The 18725-nt window shown below is 72.9% G+C and carries 13 protein-coding genes and 1 pseudogene; 4 read left to right on the top strand and 10 right to left on the bottom strand.

The annotated features are described in order from the left end of the window. Positions 1-4740 carry a trypsin-like peptidase domain-containing protein gene (locus tag ABT288_RS27190; protein WP_351612792.1) on the top strand — a complete coding sequence of 1580 codons (4740 nt, stop codon included), beginning with the start codon at positions 1-3 and terminating at the stop codon, positions 4738-4740. On the opposite strand, the gene ABT288_RS27185 is transcribed toward ABT288_RS27190, so the two are convergent. Then, on the bottom strand, positions 4718-5080 hold the full coding sequence (locus ABT288_RS27185; protein ID WP_351612789.1) for an alpha-L-fucosidase C-terminal domain-containing protein: 363 nt from the start codon (positions 5078-5080) through the stop codon (positions 4718-4720). The genes ABT288_RS27190 and ABT288_RS27185 overlap by 23 nt on opposite strands. A gap of 230 nt (positions 5081-5310) precedes the next feature. On the opposite strand from ABT288_RS27185, the gene ABT288_RS27180 reads away from it, so the two are divergent. Continuing rightward, the gene (locus tag ABT288_RS27180; RefSeq protein ID WP_351612786.1) at positions 5311-6660 is read left to right on the top strand and encodes an amidase; all 1350 of its coding nucleotides are present in this window, start codon (positions 5311-5313) and stop codon (positions 6658-6660) included. 42 nt (positions 6661-6702) lie between these two features. Here ABT288_RS27180 and ABT288_RS27175 read toward each other — a convergent pair whose 3' ends face one another. Beyond that, positions 6703-7188, bottom strand: coding sequence for a GNAT family N-acetyltransferase (locus ABT288_RS27175; protein ID WP_351612784.1), 486 nt, complete (start codon positions 7186-7188; stop codon positions 6703-6705). A 62-nt stretch (positions 7189-7250) separates the two neighbouring features. Next, positions 7251-7424 carry a hypothetical protein gene (locus ABT288_RS27170; protein WP_184966741.1) on the bottom strand — a complete coding sequence of 58 codons (174 nt, stop codon included), beginning with the start codon at positions 7422-7424 and terminating at the stop codon, positions 7251-7253. A 410-nt stretch (positions 7425-7834) separates the two neighbouring features. Between ABT288_RS27170 and ABT288_RS27165 the strand changes: the two genes are divergently transcribed. Continuing rightward, positions 7835-8230: a hypothetical protein gene (locus ABT288_RS27165; protein ID WP_351612782.1), complete on the top strand. Its 396-nt coding sequence runs from the start codon at positions 7835-7837 to the stop codon at positions 8228-8230. Between the two features lie 37 nt (positions 8231-8267). Here ABT288_RS27165 and ABT288_RS27160 read toward each other — a convergent pair whose 3' ends face one another. The 7 genes from ABT288_RS27160 to ABT288_RS27130 all read right to left on the bottom strand — a co-directional run bounded on the left by ABT288_RS27160 (position 8268) and on the right by ABT288_RS27130 (position 18047). Beyond that, positions 8268-9770, bottom strand: coding sequence for an SDR family NAD(P)-dependent oxidoreductase (locus tag ABT288_RS27160; protein WP_351612780.1), 1503 nt, complete (start codon positions 9768-9770; stop codon positions 8268-8270). 483 nt (positions 9771-10253) lie between these two features. Continuing rightward, positions 10254-11585 carry a wax ester/triacylglycerol synthase family O-acyltransferase gene (locus ABT288_RS27155; RefSeq protein WP_351612777.1) on the bottom strand — a complete coding sequence of 444 codons (1332 nt, stop codon included), beginning with the start codon at positions 11583-11585 and terminating at the stop codon, positions 10254-10256. 157 nt (positions 11586-11742) lie between these two features. Further along, the gene (locus ABT288_RS27150) at positions 11743-14064 is read right to left on the bottom strand and encodes a GH92 family glycosyl hydrolase (protein ID WP_351612774.1); all 2322 of its coding nucleotides are present in this window, start codon (positions 14062-14064) and stop codon (positions 11743-11745) included. A gap of 240 nt (positions 14065-14304) precedes the next feature. Then, a complete protein-coding gene (locus ABT288_RS27145; protein ID WP_351612771.1) occupies positions 14305-14517 on the bottom strand; it encodes a hypothetical protein in 213 nt (70 codons plus the stop codon). A 317-nt stretch (positions 14518-14834) separates the two neighbouring features. After that, complete coding sequence (gene glgC / locus ABT288_RS27140) at positions 14835-16055, bottom strand: glucose-1-phosphate adenylyltransferase (protein ID WP_351612768.1); 1221 nt, start codon at positions 16053-16055, stop codon at positions 14835-14837. A 50-nt stretch (positions 16056-16105) separates the two neighbouring features. Next, positions 16106-17257 carry a glycogen synthase gene (gene glgA / locus ABT288_RS27135; RefSeq protein ID WP_351612766.1) on the bottom strand — a complete coding sequence of 384 codons (1152 nt, stop codon included), beginning with the start codon at positions 17255-17257 and terminating at the stop codon, positions 16106-16108. A 40-nt stretch (positions 17258-17297) separates the two neighbouring features. Continuing rightward, positions 17298-18047: a (2Fe-2S)-binding protein gene (locus tag ABT288_RS27130; protein ID WP_351612763.1), complete on the bottom strand. Its 750-nt coding sequence runs from the start codon at positions 18045-18047 to the stop codon at positions 17298-17300. Between the two features lie 228 nt (positions 18048-18275). Between ABT288_RS27130 and ABT288_RS27125 the strand changes: the two are divergent. Then, positions 18276-18725 (top strand): annotated as a pseudogene (locus ABT288_RS27125) (DMT family transporter); the annotation flags it as partial.

Genomic DNA, 18725 nt, shown 5'->3' with positions numbered 1-18725 from the left:
GTGGACGGGTGGAGGGAGCTGCTGGAGGCGTCGACCGTCGCGCTGGACCTGCCCGGTCAGGACAGGGGCGGGACCGGATTCGTCATCGCTCCCGGCGTGGTGGTGACGTGCGCGCATGTGGTGGCCGGGGCGGCGGGCGCGGTGCGGGGCCGGATCGTCGCGAGCCAGGCCGACCTCGCGCTCACGGTCGCCGAGGAGGACATCCACCGTTCGCCGAACGGGCTGGACGTCGCCTTCCTGCGCTGCGGGACCGCGGCCCACCCCGTGGCGACCTCACCGCATCTGCGGGCCGGCGACAGCCTGTCCGTCTACGGTCATCCCAAGGGCCACTACCAGCCGGGCCAGTGGGCGACCCTGCAGTACCTGGGCCCTTCCCGCCTCACCCTCCACGACCCGCTGGCCATGCCGCGCGGTTACGGCACACCGGTCGGCGAGGGCTACAGCGGCAGCCCGGTGGTGAACGAGCGGACCGGCGCGGTCTGCGGCATGCTGGCGCGCTCCGACCTGGCGGGCAGCGCCCACATGGTGCCGATCGAGGAGGTGCTGGCGCGCTGTGCCGTTCCCGGGGCCCCCATCGCCTGGCTGTCCGCGCTGGACGACGCTCAGCTGCGCGCCGGCGGCTTCCGCCACCCCGGCCCCCGGCTGCGGGAGTATCTGCGGGCGGCACGGATCGGGGCGGACGAGCATCCCTACGCGATGCTGGTCGCCGACACCAAGGACATTCCGCTGTCCACCGTGTACGTGCGGCAGGAGGCGTCGGCGCGGCGCGAGACGCCCGACCGGCGGGCATCCGACGAGAAGCGGCCCGCCGAGGGCGTTCTCGACGGCGCCCGGCATGTGCTCTTCACCGGTGAGGCCGGGTCCGGCAAGTCCAGCCTGCTGCGGCGCCTGACGTTCACGGCGGCGACGGCGTGGCTGGAGCACCCGGCGGAGGCGCCGTCGTACGTCCCCGTGCGCATCGCCGCCGACCAGCTGGTCGACCGCCCGCTGCCGGAGGCCCTGGCGGAGACGGTACGGCGCGATCTCACCGGTCTGCGCCGCTCGTTCGGCGCGGAGTTCTTCGCGGCCGCTCCCCTGCCGGGCGTGCCCTGGCTGGTGTGCGTCGACGGTCTGGACGAGGTCCTGGACCCGGAGGCCCGGCGCAAGGTCGTCCGGCGCCTCAAGGGGCTCACGGACGATCCGGACCTGCGGTTCGCGGTGGCCAGCCGGTCGCTGGTGGCGGCGGAGATGTACCAGCTGGGCGAGCTGCGGCAGTACACGCTGGAGCAGTTCGGGGAGGAGGAGATCGCCAAGGTCGCGCTGGCCTGGTTCACCGAGCTCGAGGTGCCGGACGCGGCGCGCCGGGTCGCGTCCCTGACCGACGAGCTGCGCCACGGGTGGCTCGGGGACATGGCCCGCAACCCGCTGTACCTCACCATGATCTGCGTGATCGCGGCGACGGGTGGCCTGCCCCGGCATCACGCCGACCTCTACGCCCGGTTCGTCCGGCTGCTGCGCGACAAGGGCGGCCGGCGCCTCGCCGACGGCGGCGCGGCGGTGCTCGGTGTCACCCCCGAGCTGCTGGCCCATGTGCATGACGTCCTCGGGCCGGTGGCGGACCGCCGGCAGGCCGGGGACACCCGTCCGCTGCTGGACCAGGTTCTCGAACTCCTCGCCGTGCGGGCCCCGGAGGCGACTGCGCCCGCGGACGTGGTCGAGCGCGCCCTGACCCTCACCGGTCTGATCACCCGGCGCAGCGGCGGGTTCTACTTCCTGCACCACACCGTCCAGGAGTACCTGGCGGGGTGCGCCATCGCCGAGCGGCTGAGCCCCCGGGCCCCGGAGGCGCTGCGCATCCTGCGGGACGCGATCGCCGCCGAACAGCCCAAGCTGATCCTCTTCATCGCGGCGGCCTGGCAGCAGGCCCACCCGCTGGACGAGTTCCTGCGCACCGCCGTACGCACGGGCGGCTGGCGGGACCTGCTGCTGTGCGCGACCATCCTCTGCGACGAGGCGACCGTGGACCGGCGGCTGGCGGCCTGGTTCACCCGGGCGGTGATCAAGCTGTACGACCGGGGCGTCCGGGTGGGCGACTCGGTCACGGTGAACACCGTGCTGGAGCGGCTGTGCACCGTGCTGCACGAAGAGGACCTGGCCGCCCTCGTGCGTGACGGCACCGTGCCGAACGGGCCGCGTCTGGTCGCGCTGGAACGCTACGTACGGCGTGCGTGCGCGGACGCGGCCGCCCTCGCCGCGGAACTCGCCGACGACGAGGACCTGCCGCTGTCGCTGCGGATCGACATCGCGGAGCTGTTGGCCGAGGCGGGGGATCCCGCCGGGGCGTGTGAGCGTCTCGTGGCCATGGCCCGGGATCCCGGCCGGCTGCCGGACCGCCGCCTGCTGGCTGCCACGGCGCTGTGGGGACTGGACCGCGCCGGGGGCACGCATCTGCTCGCACGTCTGCTGCGCACGTCCACGGGTTTGCTGGACATCGACACCGACGACCAGCTGTACCACCTGGTGAACGTCACCGACTCCGACACGAGGACCGCTCTGGCCGAGGCCCTGGCGGCGAATCCCCGGCTGGCCCGGCTGCCTGCGTACGAGGCCGTGTACCTGGTCGGCACGCTGCTGTCGCAGGAGCGGCCCGAGGTGCTGGAGAGCCTCTGCCGGGACACCTCCGCTCCGGCCCACCTGCGTCTGCAAGCCGCCATGCGGCTGCGCCGACCGTTGCGGCTGCAGGTCACGCGGACGCTGGCGGCCGAGATCCTGCGCGACCGGACCGCTTCCGACGACGTGATCCGCAACGCCATTGGTGCCACGACCGACGCTCAGCTTCTCGAGCGGACGGCCCGCGACGAGAGGCTGTCCGCCTCGACCCGCTGGGCAGCCGTCCGCGCCCTCGTCCGAGCCGGCCGGCTCACCACTGCGCAAGCCTGCGTGGACGAGTTCCCGCAGACGCGGCGGCAGGGCTCGCAGCTCAACGAACTGGCGCACTTCCTGAGGGAGTTGGGGCCCCCGGCCAGGGCCCGGGAACTTCTGCTGACGGCGATGCGCGACCCGGACGCCACCCTGACCGAGCGCCTGGGGTACGCCTCCCGGCTGATCGGCATGGGCGCGAGCGAGCGGACACGTGACGAACTGCGCCACCTGGCCTCCGATCCCGACGTGGGGATGTCCGAGCGCCTGGCCCTCGTGGAGTTCCCCGCCGACGACGACACCGCGGCCTGGGCGGAAGGCCTCGTCAGGACGGCATCCGACGGAACACTGCCCGCAGCCGTGCGCCTCCGCGCCGCGACGGGGATCCTGGGCGCCGAACACCGCGAAACCGCGTCCGGTCTGCTGCGCCGGATCGCGGAGGACCCCCTCGCCGGTGTGCGGCACCGCATCCAGTCACTCGAGCGACTGGCCGCGGTGGACCAGCGCGCGGCCTCGGAGACGCTGCACCGTCTGCTGGACGAGCCCGGAATCAAGGACGAACGGCTGTGGCAGCTGCTGGATCTCGCTGACGCGCTGGTGACCGAGTCACCGGTGCACGAACGGATGCGGGCCATGTTCGCCGGCACCACGACGCCCCCGGACGCTCTGCTGGACATCGAAGAGGAACGGTGGCAGTACCGCGCGGCCATGGCACCGTGCGTCCGCCTCGCGCTCATGGGCATGGTGGAGGATCCCGGGATCGACGAGGCGATCCGGGTGAGGGCCTTGAGCCGGGCCTTCGAGTGGATTCCCTACGACCGGTGGATGGCGCTGGTCGCGGGGATGCGCGACGGCCGGCTGCACCGGCTGAGCATGCAGCTGGCCGCGACGGGATCGTACGTGTCCGGTCTGTCCGGCGGCTGTGCCGAGTACGTGCTTCTCGGGCGGGGCACCGACCGCACTCACCTCCGCATCGCCGCGATCGCCGGTGTGGACCCCCGCGAGGCCGTCGACCGGTGGATGGACCTGGTCCAGCAGCGTCGGACCGAGGCCCTGACACTGCTGAGGCCGCTCGGCCTGCTGCTGCGGGACGAACCTGGGAAGCGCCGGACGGAGGGTCTGCTGCTGGCCTGGGCGAAGGATCCCGAAGCGCCCTTGCCGGACCGGATCGCGGCCGCGGAGGGGGTCGGCTGGGCGCAGCCGGCCATGAGGCACTCCCTCGCGAGCGACCCCACCGAACCGCCCGAACTCCGCGTAGCCCTCTGCGCGTTCCTCCCCACCAGCGGCGCCCACAACCGCATCCCCCTCACCCGCGCCCTGGCCACCGACCCGGACGTGCCGCCGGCGGTCAGGGCCGGGGCCGCCGCCCTGCTCACCGAAGACCTCGGCGAGGAGGGACGGAACGTCCTGCGCGACCTCTCCGGCTCGCACACCACGGACCCCGAGGCTCACCTCGCCGCCGCCTCCGCCTGGGACGGACTGGACGTGGGCAACGAGGCGGTGGCCGCCTATCGCAGGATCCTGGAATCCGATTCCGCAGCGGCCCGGCACCGGGTCCGGGCGGCACGAGGACTCGCGGCGTACCGCCCGGTGCGCAACCTGGCCGAGGAAGCACTGAAGACGGTGCTCGCCGACACCTCCGCCCCCGTCCCCGACCGGGTCGAGGCCGCCGGGGCGCTGCTCGGTCTCCGCGAGACCGCCGAGGCCCACCTCGGCCTCTTCCGCCTTGCCCGGGAGGTCGGCCCGAGCGAGGCCGAGCGGGACCGGATCCTCGGCCTGCTCCCGCCCGACCTCCGTGCCTGCGCCGAGGCCCGACCGCTCAAGCCCGCCAGTCCACCTTGAACACCCACACGTACCGGCCCGCGATCCGCGCGGCCTCCGGTACGTCGATGACCAGCGAACCGTTCGTCATGGTCCAGGTCAGGGGCCGGTCGTGGCCGAGCATGGTCACCTTGTCCCCCGCCCGCACCGGCACCGGCGCCCCGACGATCAGCTTCGCGCCCGGGCGGGCCAGTGAATGGACGTTGAAAGCCTCGTCCGGGCGGACCGTGAAGCGCGGATCCTCCCCGAGCTGGCCCATCCGGGACCAGTACGTGGTGTCGTACACCGCCTCCCCGTTGACCTTGAGCCACTCCCCCGTCTCCCGCAGCCGGGCGCCTGCCGTGGCCCCGGGCGTGCTCATGAGCGGCTCCCATAAACTCCGATTCATCGGACGTCTTGATAATTGTGTGGCGCCGACAAGCCTGTCAACGGCGCTGCAGGGTACGGGACTTGAAGGATTGATCGGATGACGAACACGTTGCGTCGCCCTGGCTCTCGACGTACCCCGCCCGACCAGGCACAGTTCTCCCTGCGCCGTGATTCGTACCAGCGAGTAGCCGACGACCGAGCGAGACCGAGCGAGGAGTGCCCGTGGGTGACTGGGCCGGGCGGAGTGCCGCCGAGATAGCCGCTGCCGTACGCGAGAAGCGGGTGACACCCCGGGAGGTGGCGGCCGAGCATCTCGCGCGGATCGAGCGGCTCGACGGCCGGATCGGGGCGTTCCGGAAGGTGCGGGCCGAGGCGGCGCTCGCCGAGGCCGACGAGGTGGCCTCCCGCGCCGATCTGGCCGAACTGCCGCTCGCGGGCGTGCCGGTGGCCGTGAAGGACAATCTCGCGGTGCGCGGCGAGTCCCACCGCGACGGCTCCGCCGCCACCCCCGACACCCCGGCCGCCGAGGATCACGTCACGGTGGCCCGGCTGCGGGCGGCCGGCGCGGTGGTCGTGGGTCTGACCAACGTGCCGGAGCTGTGTGTGTTCGGCACCACGGAGGGCGTGTTCGGCACCGCCCGCAATCCCTGGGACGTCTCCCGGACGGCGGGCGGCTCCTCCGGCGGCAGCGCGGCCGCGGTGGCCGCGGGCCTGGTACCGATCGCGCTCGGCAACGACGGGATGGGGTCACTGCGCATCCCGGCGGCGAACTGCGGCCTGGTCACGCTGAAGCCGGGGCACGGCGTGGTGCCGGCGGGGATCGGCAACGGCGACTGGTTCGGCATGGCGGAGAACGGCCCGCTGGCCACGACGGTCGAGGACCTGCGGCTGATGCTGGGCGTGCTGGCGGGCGCGGAGGTCCCGGGTGCGGCGGAGCCCCCGCGCCGGCGGATCGCCGCGGCCGTGCGCAGTCCGCTCGCCGGGGTGAGCGTGAGCCGACCGTATACGACCGCGGTCCGGGAGGCGGCCGGGGAGCTCACGCGGGCCGGGCACCGGGTGCGGCGGGCCGAGCCGCCGTATCCCCTCTCGCTGGGCGTGACCGCGCTGCGGCACTGGACGGCCGGGACCGCGGTCGACGCCGAGGGCCTGGACCGGGCCCTGCTGGCCCGGCGGACCCGGGTGCACGCGGCGCTGGGGCGTCGGTTCGTCCGCTCGGTGCGCACCGGGGACAGCCGTGAGCGCCTGCGCGCCCGGCTGACCCCCTTCTTCACCGAGTACGACGTCCTGCTCACCGCGGCCCTGGCCCGGCGCTCCCCCGGGGCCGGTCCGTGGCACGAACGCGGCTGGCTGCGCAACGTCCTGGCCAACACCGCGTACTCCCCGTTCACCCCGCCCTGGAACCTGACCGGCTGGCCCGCGATGTCGGTCCCGTTCGGCACCCTTCCCTCGGGCGCCCCCTGCGCCGTACAGCTCGTGGGCCGGCCGGGTTCGGAGGCCGTGCTGCTGGAGCTGGCGGAGGAGCTGGAGACGCTGCGCCCGTGGCGGCGGACGGCGCCGGTGGCCGGCTCCTGAGCCCCGGCCGTACGGGTCAGGAGGCCCGCGCCTGTTGGCGGCCTACTCGAGCGACCGGTACATGATGTGCAGGCCCACCCTGCCGTGCCGGGGATGGTCGAAGGCGTCCGGGACCGTGCCGAGGACGATGAAGCCCAGGGAGGTCCACAGGGCGACGGCGGGGTTCGTCTCGACCACGGCGTTGAAGACCATCGCGCGGTAGCCGTGGGCCCTGGCCTGGGCGAGGACGTGTTCGGCGAGGGCCCGGCCGATACCCTCGCCGGCGCGGTCCGGGTCCACCATGAAACCGGCGTTGGCGACGCGGGCGGCGGGGCCGCCGTAGTTCGGGGTGAGATAGGCCGAGCCGAGCACCGCTCCGGTCGCGTCCTCGGCGACGTAGACGCGCTTGGCGGGGTTCATCCAGAGTGCGCGGGCGTCGTTCTCGGAGGTCTCGGGGTCCCAGGCGTAGGTTTCGGCGGCGGCGACGATCCGGTGCCAGAAAGGCCAGATCCGCGGCCAGTCGTCGGCCAGGGCTGCTCTGATCAACATGGGCGTGAGTCTGTCAGGTCACGCCCATGCGGCCGGCGATCGCCAGGGGTCCGGCCCGGGGGTCAGTCCACGCTGGGCAGGATGTGGGGTTCGGCGAGGTCGTCCTCGTAACCCGCCAGGCGGATCGGGGCGGACCGGGCCCACACATCGAGGCTGCCGAGCTCCCCAGGGCGCCGGCCCACGCGTTCCGTGCGTTCCTTGGGGCGCTGATCGCGATTCGTCTTCTCCGGTGTCACCGCGCACTCCTTATGTGTCGGTCACCCTCGGGGGGCCTGCCGGACAGCCTGCGCTCCGGCACTCGGCGCCCGCTCGGGTCTGGTTGGAAGGCCAGTTCGGACGCGGTGGCGCCGGTACGGACGTATGGGTCTGGGTGGGACCCGGTGCTGCTGCCCGTCCCCTCCAGATTACCCAAATGAGCGGGCTCGCGCTCGATCGGGAGTGCAAACAAGGTGTAACTATCAGAAGTCGTTTCGCCCCCCAATACCTCCTAATATGCGGCCATTTACCTTGCGGCGCATCACCCGGCCGTCGAGCGGGTCACCCACTCGGACTGCATGCGGCTCAGTTCAGGTGCCGTTGGCCGGGGCGCAAGCTCGCCATGATCTGCTGATGAGCTGCAACGGCTGTCTCGCGGAAGGACTGACGCATGGAGCTGCGCAGCGTCGAGGAGCTGATGGATCTGCTGTACGCCGGCCGGCACCAGCACGCGCTGCGAACCGCCGCGCTGCTGCGCCGCAGCCGCCCCGCCGACAAGGAGCTCCAGGTGGCGGGGCTGGTGCACGGCATCGGGCCGGTGCTGTGCCCGGGTGACGAGAGGGGCCGGGCGCTCGGCGCGGCCGAGGCGGTGCGCTCCCTGCTCGGGGAGCGGGTGTTCCGTCTGGTGCGCGGGGAGGCGGGCCCGGCCGACGACGATGTGCTGCGGCTGCGCCAGGCCGACGAGGAGAGCCGTACGGCGGGGTTCGACGCGGGCGTCCTGGAGGACTGGCGCACGGTGCTGGAGCTGGTGGCGGCCCGCCATTCCCGGCTCGGCGCGGTGGACTGACGCCCGGGGCGCGGGGAAGGGCGTCACCTGCGCACGGTCACCACTTGCCCGGCGCGTAGTCCTTCAGGAAGACGCCGTGCAGGTCCTCGCCCGCCTCGCCGCGCACGATCGGGTCGTAGACGCGGGCGGCGCCGTCGACCAGGTCGAGGGGGGCGTGGAAGCCGGCCTCGGCGAGGCGCAGCTTGTCGTAGTGCGGGCGCTCGTCGGTGATCCAGCCGGTGTCGACGGAGGTCATGAGGATGCCGTCGGTCTCGAACATCTCCGCCGCGCTGGTCCGCGTGACCATGTTCATGGCCGCCTTCGCGGCGTTGGTGTTCGGGTGCCCGGCGCCCTTGTAGCCGCGGCTGAAGACGCCTTCCATCGCCGAGACGTTGACGATGTACGCACGCCCGCTGCCCGCCTTCTTCGCGGCGTCGGCCATGGCCGGGCGCAGGGCGCTGATCAGGATGAACGGCGACGTGTAGTTGCACAGCTGGGTCTCGAGCAGCTCGACCGGCGAGATCTGGTCGATGGTCTGCACCCAGGTGTTGGTGTCGACGACGTCGGGGACGAGGCCGCCGGCGTCGATGGCGGTGCCGTCGAGGTGCCGGGCGACGCTGGCGTTGCCCGCGACCAGGGCGAGGTCGGCGACCTTCTGGGCGTCCAGGCCGCTGGTGCCGACGGGCAGGGCGGCGATACCGTCGACGGCGCCGGAGTTGAAGGCGCCGATGACGTGGTGGGCGGGGAGTTCACCGGCGGGCAGCGGGGCGGTCTCACCCTCGACCAGGGCCGCGTACGCGGAGGGCAGGCGGCGTACGGTCTGGGTCGCGTTGTTGATCAGGATGTCGAGCGGGCCCGCCTCGGCGACCTGCTCGGCGAGGGCCACGGCCTGGGCCGGGTCGCGCAGGTCGATCCCGACGACCTCCAGACGGTGGATCCAGTCCGCCGAGTCCTCCATCGCCTTGAACCGGCGGATGGCGTCCTTGGGAAAGCGCGTGGTGATGGTCGTGTGCGCGCCGTCACGCAGCAGGCGCAGCGCGATGTACATGCCGATCTTGGCGCGGCCGCCGGTGAGCAGGGCGCGCTTGCCGGTGAGGTCGGCGCGGGCGTCGCGCTTGGCGCGGTTCGTGCGGGCGCAGTCCGGGCAGAGCTGGTGGTAGAAGTAGTCGACCTCGACGTAGCGGGTCTTGCAGGTGTAGCAGGAGCGGGGGCGCTGGAGTATGCCCGCGATCGTGCCGGCGTCGACCTTGGAGGAGGGCAGGATGCCCTCGGTCTCGTCGTCGATGCGCTCGGCGGAGCCGGTGGCGGTGGCCTCGGTGACGGCGCGGTCGTGCGCGGTCTTGGCGGCCCGGCGCTCCTGGCGGCGGCGCTGCTTGACCGTGCGGTAGATGTGCGAGGTGGCCCGGCGGACCTTGATCGCGTCCGGGTGGTCGACCTCGATGGTGTCGAGCTCCTCGAGCACGCTGAGGCAGACGGCCAGCCGCTCCGGGTCGATACCGGGGCCGTAGACCACTTCCTCCGTGGCCATGGAGGCCATGGAGCCGTCCTCTGTCACCGTCATCGCGCTGCCGCTTCCCTGATCACCCGCGCAGCGCTCCGACTCGCGCCCGCTTTCGAACGGGGAATTTTACGGAGCGCACCGGCCCACCGCCAAACCCACCAGGACCAGCAGCGAAACCACCCACTCCCGCGCCCGTTTCCCCATCGCCCGAGCGGACCGGGCCCCCGCGGCTGCAGTGCCGCACCAGCCGGAGATCCGGTCGCCTCGGGGGCGGCCCCCGCCGAGCGCCCTCCCCGCCCCCGACCAGCCACAGCCGCCGCCGGCGGCGGCGCAGGCGCACCGCCGGGGCCACCCGCACCCGGCGACGAAAACCACACGGCAGTACGCGCGCGAACCCCACCCCGACCGAAGCCAGACCACCCCCGCCCCCGACCAGCCACAGCCACCCACCACGAGAGCGCACCACCGGGAGCCACCCGCACCCGGTGGTGAAAGCCGCTCGGCGGTGCGGGTGGGAACCCCGTCCCGGCCTGCGAGGCCGGGTCAGGCCTCGCAGGCCGCCAGCAACGTCGACACCTCGGTCGACACCGCGTGAGCGAACCGGTCCAGGTCCGGCACTGCCTGCGCATCGGCGACCAGGCCGTAGTGCACACGGCCGCGATACGTGGAGATGGCCACCGCCAGCGACTGCCCCGGGGCGAGCGGTGCCAGCGGATACACCTCGCTCAGCTCGTGCCCGCCCAGCCGCAGTCCCAGCCCCGGCAGCGGCACGCTGGTGACGAGGATGTCGAACCACAGCCGGGCCGCCTGCCCGACGAGCGGCCCGCCGAGCCGGTGGCCGAGGGCCGGGACGTGATCGGCGAGCAGCGCCACGGCACCCGCGCCACGGTTCGGCCCCGCGTCCTTGTTGCGGAGCATCGCGGTGCGCACGGTGCCGAGCCGGCCGAGCGGATCCGGCTCGCCCACCGGGAGCCGTATCAGATAGCCGGAGAGCCGGTTGCCCTGTGGGTGCGCGGTGCGCGGACGGCGCCGCGAGACGGGGATGAGGGCACGGGGCGCCACGTCCTTCGTGCACTCGCCGCGTTCCTCCAGCCAGCGGCGCAGCGCCCCGGCGACGACGGCGATCAGCACGTCGTTGACGGTGCCGCCGGCGGTCTTGCGCACCCGGTGCACGTCGTCGATGTCGAAGACCACCCCGGCGGTGCGGCGGGTGCCGCTCGGGGCGGAGGTGAGCGCGGAGGTGGGCCGCATGCCGAGGGTGGACCGGGCGAGGGAGGCCCCGATGTCCAGGGCCCGGCCCACGTCGGACAGCGCACCTTTGACCAGCCCGGGGACGAGCCCCGGCAGCCTGCGCACGTCGGGCAGCAGCCCGCGCTGCGGCTCGATGGCGCGCGGCGCCCGCTCGGGCAGGTCCACCGGGTCGAGGATGCCGGCGGCGAGCTTCAGCGCGCGCAGCCCGTCGGCGAGGGCGTGGTGGAACTTGAACAGCACGGCGAAGGACATCCCGTCCTCGCCGGGCAGCACATGCGCCTCCCACGGCGGCCGGCCCCGCTCGAGCGGGCGCTCCATGAGCCGGCCGGCGACGCCGTGGAAGTCGGGGGTCGGGGCGTGCAGCCGTACGTGGTTCAGCGGGTCGAAGTCCGGGTCGGGCTCCCGGGTGGCGCTGCCGAAGGCGAGCGGCTGCCACACGTCGCGGATGCGCAGGCGAAGCCCGGGCACGGCGGCGGCCCGGGCGGCGAGCAGGTCGGCGGCGTGGGCACCGGCGGTGGGCGAGTGCGCGCCGAAGACGCCGAGCGCGCCGAGGTGCATCGGATGCCGGTCGGACTCGATGTTCCAGAACGCCAGGTCCAGGGGGGCGAGCAGGTCGGAAGTCAAGGGATTGCCTCACGCGTCGACGACGGGCGGATCTGCAGTCGCTCGCAGTCAATCTCTGCCACCCGATTACGGTCAAGTACGATCAGGCTACGCTCAGTTAACAGCAGATTAAGTCCCGCCTCGTCCGAAAGAGGCGGGACGCAGGTGGAACGTGAGGTCACCTCAGCACGGGTTGCGCCGCCCCGGGTGACGTACCCCACTCAGACGGGCGCGGGCCGACCGTGAACGCGAGCGAGCGCAGGGAGCGCAGCGCACCCGTCGTCAGATACGTCTGCCCGTGCGGTGCTCCGTCGGTGCGGACGGTCTGGATGTAGCGGTCGGTGGCGGAGGTGCCCGGCGCGGCGACGGTCAGCCGGCCGCTCGGCCAGTAGCGGCGGTCCAGAGTCAGGTCGACGCGGTCGAAGACCGGCGTGGACAGGCCCCAGGTGCCGTAGCCGGGCTGGATCGGGAACAGGCCGATGGACGACAGCACGTTCCAGGCGGACATCGTGCCCAGGTCGTCGTTGCCGGTGATGCCGGTGGGCCCGTCGGTGAAGAGGGTCAGGGCGGCGTGCACCACGTCGGTGGTCTTCCACGGCTGACCGGTGGCCAGATAGGTGTAGGGGGCGATGAGGTCGGGCTCGTTCATCGGGTTGTACTTGTCGGCGTTGTAGTACGCGTACGCGTCGCCGTGCACCCACACCTCGCGGGCCGTCTGCGCCGGGTCGGCGAGCAGCCGGTCGTAGGCGAAGAAGGAGTCCAGCCGGTCGTTGGCCGCGTGCTCGCCGCCGATGAGCCGCACCATGCCGGGCACGTCCTGCGGCACGAGCCACTGGTACTGCCAGGCGGTGCCCTCGTGGAAGCCGGTGCCGCGCGCCGGGTCGGCCGAGCCGGTGAAGGCCCCGGAGGCGTCGCGGGCACGGAAGAAGCCGGTCGAGGGGTCGAAGATGTTCCGGTAGTTCTGCGCCCGTGCCGCGAAGCGGGCGGCGTCGGCCTCGTGGCCGAGGCCGCGCGCCATCTGGGCCAGCATGGCGTCGGCGAGCGCGTACTCCAGCGTGACGGAGGCGCCGTGGTGGTAGTCGGAGTCGCCCATCTTGGCGTACGGCCGGTCCTGGTCGAACGGGGCGAAGCCGTGCGCGAGGTACTCGGTGTTGGCCTCCCGGCCGATGCCCGGGTACGCGGCCGGGGGAACGCCGTCGGCGTTCCTCTTGAGCGCGCGGTAGACCCGCTCCTCGAAGCCCTTGAGCAGCCCCGTCTGGTAGGCCGTGGTGAGGAACGGGGTGACGGGGTCACCGCTCATGACGTTCGTCTCGACCGGGCCGTAGCCCCACTTGGGCAGCCAGCCGCCGTCCTCGTCGATCGCGAGGACCGAGCGGGCCATGTCCCGTGCCTCGCGCGGCGCGAGGAGCGCGAGGAGCTGGGCCTGGGTGCGGTAGGTGTCCCACAGCGACCAGTTCTGGTAGTACGTGAAGCCCTGGGCCCGGTGGACACGGCGGTCCCAGCCGAAGTAGCGGCCGTCGGCGTCGCTGCCGACGTTCGGCGCGAGGAAGGACCGGTACAGCGAGGAGTAGAAGGTCCGGCGCAGCGTACGCGTGCCGCCCTGGACGCGGACGGCGGCGAGCCGCCTCTCCCAGTCCTCGCGGGCCCGCTCGCGCACCGTGTCGAAGGACCGGCCGCCCTCGGCGGCCAGATTGCCGGCGGCGCCGCGCGCGTCGACGTACGACAGGGCCGTGGTGGCGACGACCGTACGGTCCTTGGTGGTGTCGAAGCGGACATAGGCGCCGCCGGGTCCGCGGCGCGAGCCCGGGGTGAGCGTCCCGCCGTCCCAGGTGCCGTACGCGGTGAAGGGCCGGCTGAAGCGGGTGATCGTGTGGACCGTGTAGGGGCCGGTGTCCCGGCAGAAGCCGTGCCCGGTGATCTCGGTGCGCACCGTGTGGTCGTCGAGGATCTCGACGGAGCTGGAGACCCCCTTGTGCAGCGACTGGGCCGCGTTCAGCAGGACGTTGGCCTTGTCGGTGACCGGGAAGGTGTAGCGCTGCACGCCGGTGCGCTCGGTCGCGGTCAGCTCGGCACGGATGCCCGAGGAGAGACCGACCCGGTAGTAGCCGGGGCTCGCCGTCTCGTCCCGGTGCGAGAAGCCGGCCGCGTACCGGGTGTAGTCCGTCTGCGTGACCTCGCCGGTGGTGGGCAGCACGGGCAGGTCGCCGCCGATGCGGCAGCCGACGCCCGAGAGATGGACCAGGGAGAAGCCGCGGATGCGGTTCTGCGTGTAGTCGTAGCCGGTGTTGTGCCCGGTGTCCGGAGAGAACTGCACCATGCCGAAGGGCACGGCCGCGCCGGGAAAGGTGTTGCCCTCGTCCTGGCTCCCGATGAACGGGTTGACCAGATCGGTGAGGTGGCCGTCGGTCCGCTCGGCGGCCCGTGCGGCGGGGGTGGCGATCAGCGCGGACGCTGCCATCACCCCGGCCAGGCACAGCCGCGTGCGCCGGGTCCCTCTCATGTCGCATGACCTCCGCAGGTTCGACATCGATGTCTGAATCCTGAAGGTCGAACGACTCAGATCCGGGCAAGGTACGGCTATCGGATCAAACGCGTCGCACCCGGCATCGGCGGGATGATGACGGTTCGTCAGAGTGCCTGCGGGAATCCCTCGTGGCTGCGGGCGAAGCCGAGCGCGGCGTCGCAGCGGTGCGTGTCCGCACGGCTCCTGTCGCTGGTGAGCCGAACAAGTGTGCACGCTTCACGCGCGTGCCCGCTGCACGGCCCGCTCCATCAGCGTCCGGCCGGGCTCCGGGACGCAGGTCGCCTGCGGAAAGCCCATGACCGTGCCGGTGCCGGCTCCGGCGACGGCCGCCGGGTCCACGGCACTCTCCTCGTCGGCCGGCAGAGCGGGAACGGCGGGCGGATCGGGGCGGATCGCGGACCGGAACACGCGTGCGGCGGCATCGGACATGCGTCCGGCCCTGACCCGCACTGCGGGGCGGGTCCCAGGCGTGTGGTTCCGGGACGACGTCCTCGACCTCGATCAGGTCGTCGGCCGCGGCATCCAGTTCCCGCCGGTCGTACTCCGTGAGAAAGGGGAACAGGGCTCCGCAGTCGCGGCAGGCGCGCCCGAGGGAAGCCACGAACACCGGCCGGGACTTGAGGAATCCCGGCCGGCAAAACCTCAGCCGCAGCCGCTGGAACGACCTCTCCCCCGAGATGAGCTCACCGACCGGTCTCAGCCGGCCGGACCCGCATATGGCGCATCGCATGCCGCGGACCCTGTCCCTAGGGCACCCGCTGTCCCTTCCCCAGGGCGATCACCCCGCCCTTGGACACGGTGTACAGCTCGGCGTCCCGTTCCGGGTTGACGCCGATGGTCGCGCCGGGCGGGACCTCGACGTTCTTGTCGAGGACGGCGCCGCGCACCACCGCGCCCCGGCCTATGCGCACGTTGTCGTGCAGCACCGAGCCCTGGACCACCGCGCCCGGGTCGACCCGTACGCCCGGGGAGAGGACCGACCTGGTCACCTGACCGCGGATCAGACAGCCCGCGCTGACGATGGACTCGCTCGCGATGCCGCCCGCGTTGAAGCGGGCCGGGGAGAGCTGGCCCGAGTGGGTGTAGATGGGCCACTGGCGGTTGTAGAGGTTGAACGCGGGCCGCTCGGCGATGAGGTCCATGTGCGCCTCGTAGTAGGCGTCCAGCGTGCCCACGTCCCGCCAGTAGCCCTGGTCACGGGTGGTCTCGCCGGGCACGTGGTTCTCGCCGAAGTCGTACAGCTGGGCCTCGCCGCGCACGGTGAGCTGGGGCAGGATCGAGCCGCCCATGTCGTGCACCGACTGTTCGTCCTCGGCGTCCCGGTGCAGCGCCTCGATCAGGGCTTTGGTGGTGAAGATGTAGTTGCCCATCGAGGCGAAGACGGTCTCCGGGTCGTCGGCCAGGCCCGGCGGATCGGCGGGCTTCTCCAGGAAGCGCCGCACCGTACGGCCGTCCGAACCCGGCGTGATCACCCCGAAGGACGAGGACTCCACGCGCGGCACCCGGATGCCGGCCACCGTCACGCCGGCCCCGCCGTCGATGTGCTGTGCGAGCATCTGCCGCGGATCCATGCGGTAGACGTGGTCGGCGCCGAACACGGCCACGAACTCGGGCTGTTCGTCGTGGATCAGGTTCAGCGACTGCAGGATCGCGTCGGCGCTGCCCAGGTACCAGCGCGGGCCGAGCCGCTGCTGGGCCGGGACCGGTGTGACGTAGTTGCCGAGCAGGCTGGACATCCGCCAGGTGGTCGTGATGTGCCGGTCCAGCGAGTGCGACTTGTACTGGGTCAGCACGCAGATGCGCAGCACGTCGGCGTTGACGAGGTTGGACAGGACGAAGTCGACGAGACGGTAGGTGCCGCCGAAGGTGACGGCTGGTTTGGCGCGGTCGGCGGTCAGCGGCATCAGCCGCTTTCCCTCGCCGCCCGCCAGTACGATCCCGAGTACGGAAGGCCCTCCACGACGCATGGCCGCTCCCCTCACCCTGGTTGAACCATGGCTGCCCCGAGCGGACGGGACTAAGCCTGCTTGAGGATCTCCTCGTACAGCGCGGCCGTGCGCCGGGCCACCGCGTCCCAGCCGAACTCCAGCGCCGCGCGCTCCCGTCCGGCCTCGCCCATCCGCCGGGCCGCCTCCGGGTCGCCGAGGACGGCCTCCAGGGCAGCTGCGAGACGCGTCTCGAACTCCTCGTCCACGTCGACCAGCACACCGGTACGGCCGTCGTCCACGACCTCCGGGATCCCCCCGACCCGGGAGGCCACGACCGGGGTGCCGCAGGCCATCGCCTCCAGGTTGACGATGCCGAGGGGCTCGTACACCGACGGGCAGACGAACACGGCCGCGCGGGTGAGGAGTTGGACCACCTCGGGGCGCGGCAGCATCTGCGGGATCCAGAACACGCCCGCGCGCATGCGGCTCAGCTCCTCGAACAGCTCGCGGAACTCCCGGTCGATCTCGGGGGTGTCGGGGGCGCCCGCGCACAGCACGACCTGGACGCCCGGGTCGATGTCCCGTGCCGCGCGCAGCAGATGGGGCACGCCCTTCTGGCGGGTGATCCGGCCGACGAACAGGACGTACGGGCGGGCGGGGTCGATGCCGTGCCGGGTGAGGGCGTCGGTGCCGCGGTCGGGCCGGTAGAGGTGGGTGTCGATGCCGTTGTGCACGACGTGGACGCGGGCCGGGTCGAGCGCCGGGTAGCACGCCAGGATGTCCTCGCGCATGGCGCCGGACACGGCGATCACCGCGTCGGCGGCCTCGACGGCGGTGCGTTCGGCCCAGCTCGACAGCGCGTATCCGCCTGCCAGTTGCTCGGCCTTCCAGGGCCGCAGCGGCTCCAGCGAGTGGGCGGTGAGCACGTGCGGGACGCCGTACAGGAGCTTGGCGAAGTGGCCGGCGAGGTTCGCGTACCAGGTGTGGGAGTGGACGAGTTCGCGGCCTTCGAGGGCGGCGGCGATGGACAGGTCCACGGAGAAGGTGCGCAGCGCGTCGTTGGAGCCGTCGAGCGCGGACCAGGGGCGGTGGCGTACGACGCCCACGCCGCGGCCCTCGCCCCAGCAGTGCACCTCCAGCTCCACCAGGGAGGCCAACTCCCGGGCCAGGAACTCCACATGGACACCGGCGCCGCCGTACACGTCCGGGGGGTACTCCCGGGTCAGCAGTCCCACACGCACCTGACAACCCCCTTGTACCAGCGGCAGGTTCCTTTCATGGTCACCCAGAAGCGGCCCCTGGGGAAGAGCGCGGCGGCCGGATGAAGCAGCAGTCGCCGCAGACACCGCCGCCGGGCACCCGGTAGTACAGGCAGCAGCTGCGGCGGCGGAAGGCGGTGCCGGTACGGGCGCCGGTGGTGCGCAGGAGAGGGTGGGCGAAGAGTTCGTCGGTCAGGGCGCCGGCCCGGTCGGCCACGTCGGTACGGTCGTGGGCGCGGGCCCAGCGGTCCAGTTGCCGGGCCGCCCCGGCGAGCGCGGAGCCCGCGTTGCCCCACAGCAGTCCGGGCGCGCTGCCGTACCCGGCGCCCAGGGCCTCCGTCAGGGGTTCCAGGTGTCCGTGCAGCACGGCGGCGGCCAGGCCGGCGGCGTCGCCGGGCCGCGGGCGCAGCTCGGTCAGGTACAGGTCGTCGGGGGCGGAGGCGAGCGGGTCCCAGCGCAGCAGGCGCGGGGCGAGGTCGGGCAACCGGCCGTACAGGGCGGCGCAGCCGAGGGCCGCCGACCACAGCCGGGCGGCCAGGCCCTGCTGGGCGATGGAGGCGGCCACGCGTGGCCCGCGGGTGCCGAGCCGGTCCGCGACCACGGCCACCCGCACCGCCAACGCGTCCGGCGTCGCCCGTCCGTAGGTCTCGGCGAGGGTCGGCAGCTGGCCGGGATCCGGTCCGGCGGCGGCTCCGGCCGGGCCGGGCACCGTACGCAGGACGAAGAAGCCGCCGAGCGGGCGGAGGGCGGCGAGAGCGGGGTCGAGGTCCACAACGAGTACTGCTACCAGGTGCGTTCCCCGGGCCCGACACGGGGTGTCCGCCTCGCGTCACCCATCGCGAGGATGATCGCGCGACGGGTGTACTCCATCGGCAGTAGGAGGCATTGCGTGCTCAGGTACGACGACGGGAAGAGTGCGACCGGGCAGAGTGTTGGCCATGGAAGCCGACCGTACGTCGCGCCGGGCTCAGGGCCCCCGCCGCCCGCACAGGAGACGCCGATGAGCGCCCTCGCCTTGTCCGTGCTGCTGTCGTTCGTGTCCGCCCTCGCCTACGCGGCCGGCGCGATCGTGCAGGAGCAGGTGGCGCTCGCCTCCCCCGGCACCGCGTACCTGCCGCTGCGGCGGCCCGGCTGGTGGGGGGCCATGGCGCTGAACGGGCTCGGCGGCGTGCTGCACGTGGTGGCGCTGGCCTACGGCCCGCTCAGTCTCGTGCAGCCGCTCGGCGCGCTGACCATCGTCTTCGCCCTGCCCATGGCGGCGCTGTGCGTCGGCCGCGGGGCCGGCACGACCGCCTGGCGCGGCGCGGTCATGGCCACCGTGGGCCTCGCCGGGCTGCTGGCCCTGGTCGGCTCCTCCGACAGCCACTCCCTGGACGCGGCCCAGCGCGTGGCGGTGGCGCTGGTCACCGGCGGCGCGGTCGTGGCGCTGATGTGCGCGGCCCTGCACACC

It is taken from the genome of Streptomyces sp. NPDC001093, assembly GCF_040298985.1.
Lineage (GTDB): Bacteria > Actinomycetota > Actinomycetes > Streptomycetales > Streptomycetaceae > Streptomyces.
This window is presented reverse-complemented; position numbering and strand designations above follow the sequence as displayed.